Genomic DNA, 5822 nt, shown 5'->3' with positions numbered 1-5822 from the left:
AATTAAATTTGAGTGCGAGGATCCCAATAGTGGCGAACTCACGATTAATGGAATAGTGCCGATTCATGGCGAAAAAACCGATTTAAGATCGGGAAAGAACATTTTCAAGTACGTTCCGAAAGAAACAGGCAGCCATAAGCTTCTTTTCACGATCTATGACAAATTCGGAAACGAAAAGACCTACCCAGTCACATTCACCGTCGGGGCCAACAAACTCGGCATAACCGTAGCCAATGTTCCGCAGGTGAACTACGGACAAAGCGTCAATGTAAACGTGAATGTTCCTGCCCAAGACCACATCAAGGCCTTCAAAGGTATCGTTTCATCCTTGGATGGCGGTGCTGCCACAATCGAGGTGAACGGGACAAAGGTAACCGAGAACAAAGAATTCGACCTGAAAAGCGGAACAAACGTATTCAAGGTACAGCCGACCAAGATCGCAGAAGAGTATAAGTTCAAGCTCCTGGTCAAGAGCGACATCGGCCAAGAAGAGGAGCATGAAGTTGCCATCCCGATCACCCTGCCGGCATTGAACGCAGAGGTAAAAACGATAGTAGGGAAGTGCGACTTGACTGAAACCTTGATCTACGAATTGACCGTCAACGAGGCACACTATACGGGACAATTCACCCTCAGTCCTTCCATTATTCAAGGCAAGGACGGGACGATCTCGATTGCCGGAAAAACCATAGCCAACAACCAGACTACGACGATCGATAGATCGGGGACCATCCCAGTCGTGTACACACCGAAAGAAAGTGGAAAAGGTACTGTAGAATTTACAATTCGTATCACCGACGAAAACGGCCAGGAAAAAACCGTAACCTTGTCCGGTGAAGTTTCTACCCCTGCATTGACATGCAGCACGTCGGCTACCGGACAAACGATCAAATACAAGACCTCGACACCGTTTACCCTGACAATCAGAGAGGCGCTGCATCCTGAAAATTTCTCTATTATTCCGAGCTTCAGTGAAGGATCCGGAGTGCTGAAATTGCAGACCGCCAAAGAAGAAAAAGTATTGTCGCCCGGAGTCAAATTCGACCTTGCAGCCGGAACCCATAATTTGACTTATACTCCGAATGATTGCGGAACAACCGACATTCAATTCAGAATTACAGATAAACATGGAAAACCAGCAGAGGCTCACGCTCTGTTTACGGTCGAACCGTATCCGTTGTCGTTCTCGATGGATAACGTATCTGCCTCAGAAGTGAATGTATCGGTTCCCGTAACCGGCACGCTGCATATCGATGAGCAGGAAGCACCCGAGAATCCGTATAACCTGACGTTTACCGCAACCAACAAAGGGACACTCAAGATCAACAACGCCGTTTTCGGTGCCGGGACGTCAAAATCACTTTCCAAAGGCGTTCACCAACTGTCGTACACGCCGACCGCAACCGGATCGCACCGGGTTGTGCTCACGCTGCGCGATATGTTCGGCCAAGAGAAAACGGTCACCCTGAATGTCGAAGCCCAAAATGCACCTCTGGAGGCTTCAGCTTCCGTCGGCAGCCTTTCGACTCAGATCAAGAAAGCGGCCAGCTTTACAATTTCGGCGAATGAAGCCAACTATTCGGATGTATTCAAAGTGACAGCGACCCGTACCGGCGAAGGCACACTAACGGCCAACGGTACTACCGTAGCATTCGGGCAGGAATTCAATCTTGCCGGAGGCAATACTACGATGGCGTATACGCCGAATACATTGGGCGACCATACGTTGTCTTTCACGGTGAAAGATATATATGGCCAGTCGAAAGAGTTTGCTGTGAAGATCAAAGCCGATTATGCGACTATGACGGCTACGGCCACCGGCCCGGCCTCTATGTACGTGGGACGGGGAGCGACCATCGCGCTGTCGCTGGCCGAGGACAACTACACCAGCAACTTTACAACCGTATTTAGTGGCGGTACCGGCGTTCTGAAGAACGGGACTACAATCTGGAATTCCGGCACCGGGTATTCGATTGCCGGCGGTTCGACAAACTTGACCTATACTCCGACCAGCACCGGGGCGCATACGCTAAACTTTACGTTTACCGATTCTTACGGTCAGTCGAAACAAAGCAGCGTAACGATCAATGTAACGCAAGCACCGCTGACAGTTTCTGCGACTCCAGCCTCGGCCACAATATATACTAATACTACAGCTACCTCGACATTAGCAATTAGCGAAGCCGAACATCCCGGACAATTCGCCGTGCGTGCAACGACCTCCGGCAGCGGCACGATGACAATCAATGGATCTACTGTCGGCAACGGCAGTTCCATCAATGTGAACGGTGGAAATTCCAGTATCGGTTACACGCCGACTTCCAGCGGCACACATACTGTTACGTTCAATGTCAGCGACACTCATGGGCAGTCAAAAACAACGACATTCACAGTCAATGCCAGTGAACCGGAAATTGAAGCCAGCGTAACATCTCCTTGGACATATAAGGCTAAGCCTGTAGAGATCGTATTGAATTTGGATAAACCGAACTACACCAGCACATTCACCACCTCCATCCAAAAATCCGGCAGTGGAACACTTACATTGTCCGGCGGTGGAAATGCCAGTACTTTAACATTGGGTAAAGGTGCAACACGCTTTACTTATACACCGAATTCTACTGGTACTCACACGCTCACATTCAAAATCCAGGCAAACGATGGGAAAACAAAGACTCTTGTTTCGACAATCGATGTTACAGAATCACCTATTACCCTCAATGCCACACCGGAATATGCTTATGTACAAGCTTCAGAATCTGAGGGGGGGAAATACACAGACATCCAGTTATATGCTGGCCGCCCTTATTATTCAGGAAATCTGAAACTTTCGCTGGAAAAGATTACCAGTGATCAATCTTACGAGCTGAACAACTCGGTTACTCTACGATTGAGAGAAGTTATGGTAAACAATGATCTGAGGAACAATTATATCGGTGAGTTCTCTGGAATAAATGTGGGAGGTGGTGATCTTGGTGGCAATCATTCTCCTCAGTATAACTGGACAACAACTGTTACCAATGGAGGTAATAACGGGAAAACTATGTCTATTACAGTTCGTTGTTATGGCATTTACCATCCCTCTGCCCCAGGAAATACGAACAAAAGGTTCACATTGCATTTCAAAGCAACAGATGACAATGGACAAAGCAAAACAATTACAACCGTTGTCTCTATCGACCTGTAAACCACAATTTGACAGAGAGGTATAAAACCTCTCTGTCTTTAAAAGACAATACACATGAATATGCGCAAAATTTTCTTTCTTCTACCTATTGCAACGATTCTCATTAGTTTCAGTTGCAAAAAAGAATCCCTGCCTGTCGAGCCGGATAATTCGTTACAAAAAGAATTTGGAGATACGACCTCTCTTCCCGGTTCCGGAGGATCTGGACTTACCATCGAAGTTGAAGGATTTACAGTTACCGATTCAGATTCGGTTAAAATCCAAAATGTCGGTATCGGACAATGAACAAAACGGCGTTCATAATTGAACGCCGTTTTTATTTATTCTTTTCCCCGTCCGAAATCTTCAATTTCTTGGATCACCGACTCGCATCGGTCGTTACAATCATTAAAAATGATACCCTGATCTATATCTAACCATTCCATCAATTCATCGATTATTGCGATACACTGTTTCACTGAGCTAAGATCAATCGTAGCTGTTCCTTGTGCAAAACAGAGCGGTTCATGATGAGCAATCCGATTCCGCATATCGTTTACAATTCCCAATTGCCGGAATACATAGGTATGGTTATATTGCTGAGTCTTGCCACTTTTCGGTTTATTGGGGAATATCTGTAATAGTTTTTGTCCGGCTGCCTGAAACTGAGTCCCGGCAAATTGATACCGCCAAAATCCCAAGTCCAATGCTGCAACCACATCCGCATGAGAAGGATCTTCCAATTTTCCCAAAACCGTTTGAATGATTTGCCGAGTCTGTTTGCAGGAAACATCGCTGTAGATTCCGTTTTCTACAGTTGCATTTTTCAACCAATTAGGACCATGCTCCTGTACATACAATCTGTTGATAGCATTACGCAATACAATCTCAAAATAACTGATCAGGCAGAAACATTCGACACCCAAACGCAAGTTCATGCGATACAATGCAATAGCCTGCGCTTTGTTGCCCCTACAGGCCCTCAAATAACGATTCATGCGCTGTCCGGATAGGCAAGCGATAAAATAACGCTGTTGCTCTTCTTCAGTCATATTTTCAACGCAATATTTTTGCATGAACTTTGTTATATCTAACAAAGTTCTTATCTTTGTTATTAAGATTATTCCCTATAACCTCTGTCTGATGTCAAGTTTTAGGGTTAGGAACAACGGAAAGAGTTCTTGTAGCTCTTTCCGTTTTTGTTTCTCTTGTAGACAAATATAGCAAAAACATCGCGCCCGGAGATATATTTCTCCGGGCGCGATTCATTTAGGCCGTTATCCGCTCTCGGATCAAATGAATATTGCGATTGACCAGCTGAATAATCCGATCATGATACGCTGTATTTTGGTTGCAAACGCCTCGGCTCTGCACGACCTGCAATCGTTTTAGCGAGACCTCGACCGTCTCGACACGCTGGCCGTCGATAGTCGCCGACAAAATCAGCGAATCGGGCCTCAAATAATACTTATTAGCAAACACACAGTGGTGCATCGCCTCGCCTGTTCCTTTTCTTCAGCGGTCAGTTCCACCGTATGATTGACCACCACCTGACAGTTGATCGGCTTCCCGACCTCGATGTCGTCTTCGTCGTAATAGTGAACCGCTATTGAATAAATTTCGTCGTCGGTAAATCCGTTACAACCGCTCCGCTGCACCTGGTTCATGATATACGTGCAACAATCGTCGATGTTCTTCTCCGGATTGCCATAACGGGCGGCGAAAAGTTCATCCGCCTGCGCCCGTCCGTCCAAATAACTTTTGATAGTCTGCTTGAAATGTTCTGTTCCGTGAGTCATAATTGTAGGAGTTTTTCGGGGCAGTTACCCGCCTCAATGAATCGTTCAAGATTAAACCCGGTTATATCCGGCTAATGCAATATCTACTATTTGCTTGGTCAAGTCATCGTATCGATTGGTTTGCGTGAAGACGATATGATGGATAAGTTCCACTTCCTCTTTAGCTAAGACAGAACGTAAGTTGCAGAAAGGACAGCGAACAATCGTGGTCAATTGATTGCCTACGATTGTTTGTTGCACAAATTCAAGAATCAGATGTTTGCGAATACCGTGATAGTCGAAATATTCTACTTCTCCTGATTCTTCCTCGGTTGCCGGGCATGGAATCTGTAGCCCAAACGGGAAATTTGCGGGATGGCCATTACGTATGAAGATCTGTTTATGCAATATCTCTATGGCCCCGGACTGGAACAGACTACGAGGTATGACGATCTGAAAACCACGATCAAAATCATTATGTGCCTGCCAAAAATCCGATTCATCCGGAAACGGAAATCGATAACGGAAGCCATAACGAGGATTAAGGTATTCCTCCGGGGTTAAATTTCCATTTATCCGAGTCAGATTTGGCAATTCTTGTCTCAATTGGTCATACGTGATGTAATAGAGATTCTCACATGTGCCAAGTTTCATTTCTCCGTAACGAGAATGTTTTACAATTTCACTCATTTTGCTTCGTGTTTTTGTTTTTCCCTTTTGTGAGGTGCGTAGCCTCTGAGGGAGTTGGGAGGTGAGATTTATACGGCATCGAAAGGAAGCGGAAACGCAGCCCGGTCGCATCCGTGGATCCCAGCCACGGACTGTAGGCCCGCCGGGAAAAATACAGAAGGCCACCCAGGGGGCCGAGGATGATTTTT

The 5822-nt window shown here is 46.0% G+C and carries 5 protein-coding genes and 2 pseudogenes; 2 read left to right on the top strand and 5 right to left on the bottom strand.

The window, feature by feature from the left end:
- Window positions 1-3187: hypothetical protein (locus Q9S52_RS10335; protein ID WP_304709055.1), on the top strand; the 3187-nt coding region annotated here is incomplete at its 5' end.
- 54 nt (window positions 3188-3241) lie between these two features.
- The gene (locus Q9S52_RS10330; RefSeq protein ID WP_289198942.1) at window positions 3242-3472 is read left to right on the top strand and encodes a hypothetical protein; all 231 of its coding nucleotides are present in this window, start codon (window positions 3242-3244) and stop codon (window positions 3470-3472) included.
- A gap of 35 nt (window positions 3473-3507) precedes the next feature.
- On the opposite strand, the gene Q9S52_RS10325 is transcribed toward Q9S52_RS10330, so the two are convergent.
- The 5 genes and pseudogenes from Q9S52_RS10325 to Q9S52_RS10305 form a co-directional block, all read right to left on the bottom strand.
- The gene (locus Q9S52_RS10325; protein WP_304709054.1) at window positions 3508-4218 is read right to left on the bottom strand and encodes an Abi family protein; all 711 of its coding nucleotides are present in this window, start codon (window positions 4216-4218) and stop codon (window positions 3508-3510) included.
- A 217-nt stretch (window positions 4219-4435) separates the two neighbouring features.
- Window positions 4436-4669, bottom strand: a pseudogene (locus Q9S52_RS10320) (PcfJ domain-containing protein); the annotation flags it as partial.
- Window positions 4660-4965 (bottom strand): annotated as a pseudogene (locus Q9S52_RS10315) (PcfK-like family protein); the annotation flags it as partial. The pseudogenes Q9S52_RS10315 and Q9S52_RS10320, both read right to left, overlap by 10 nt.
- Window positions 4966-5016: 51 nt before the next feature.
- Window positions 5017-5634 (bottom strand): hypothetical protein, encoded by a 618-nt coding sequence (locus tag Q9S52_RS10310; RefSeq protein ID WP_304709053.1) that lies wholly within the window; start codon window positions 5632-5634, stop codon window positions 5017-5019.
- Window positions 5627-5822, bottom strand: a 196-nt coding sequence (locus Q9S52_RS10305) for a hypothetical protein (RefSeq protein WP_304709052.1), incomplete at its 5' end; no start/stop codon positions are given. The genes Q9S52_RS10305 and Q9S52_RS10310, both read right to left, overlap by 8 nt.

The organism is uncultured Rikenella sp. (assembly GCF_948810725.1).
Taxonomy (GTDB): Bacteria; Bacteroidota; Bacteroidia; order Bacteroidales; family Rikenellaceae; genus Rikenella.
This window is presented reverse-complemented; position numbering and strand designations above follow the sequence as displayed.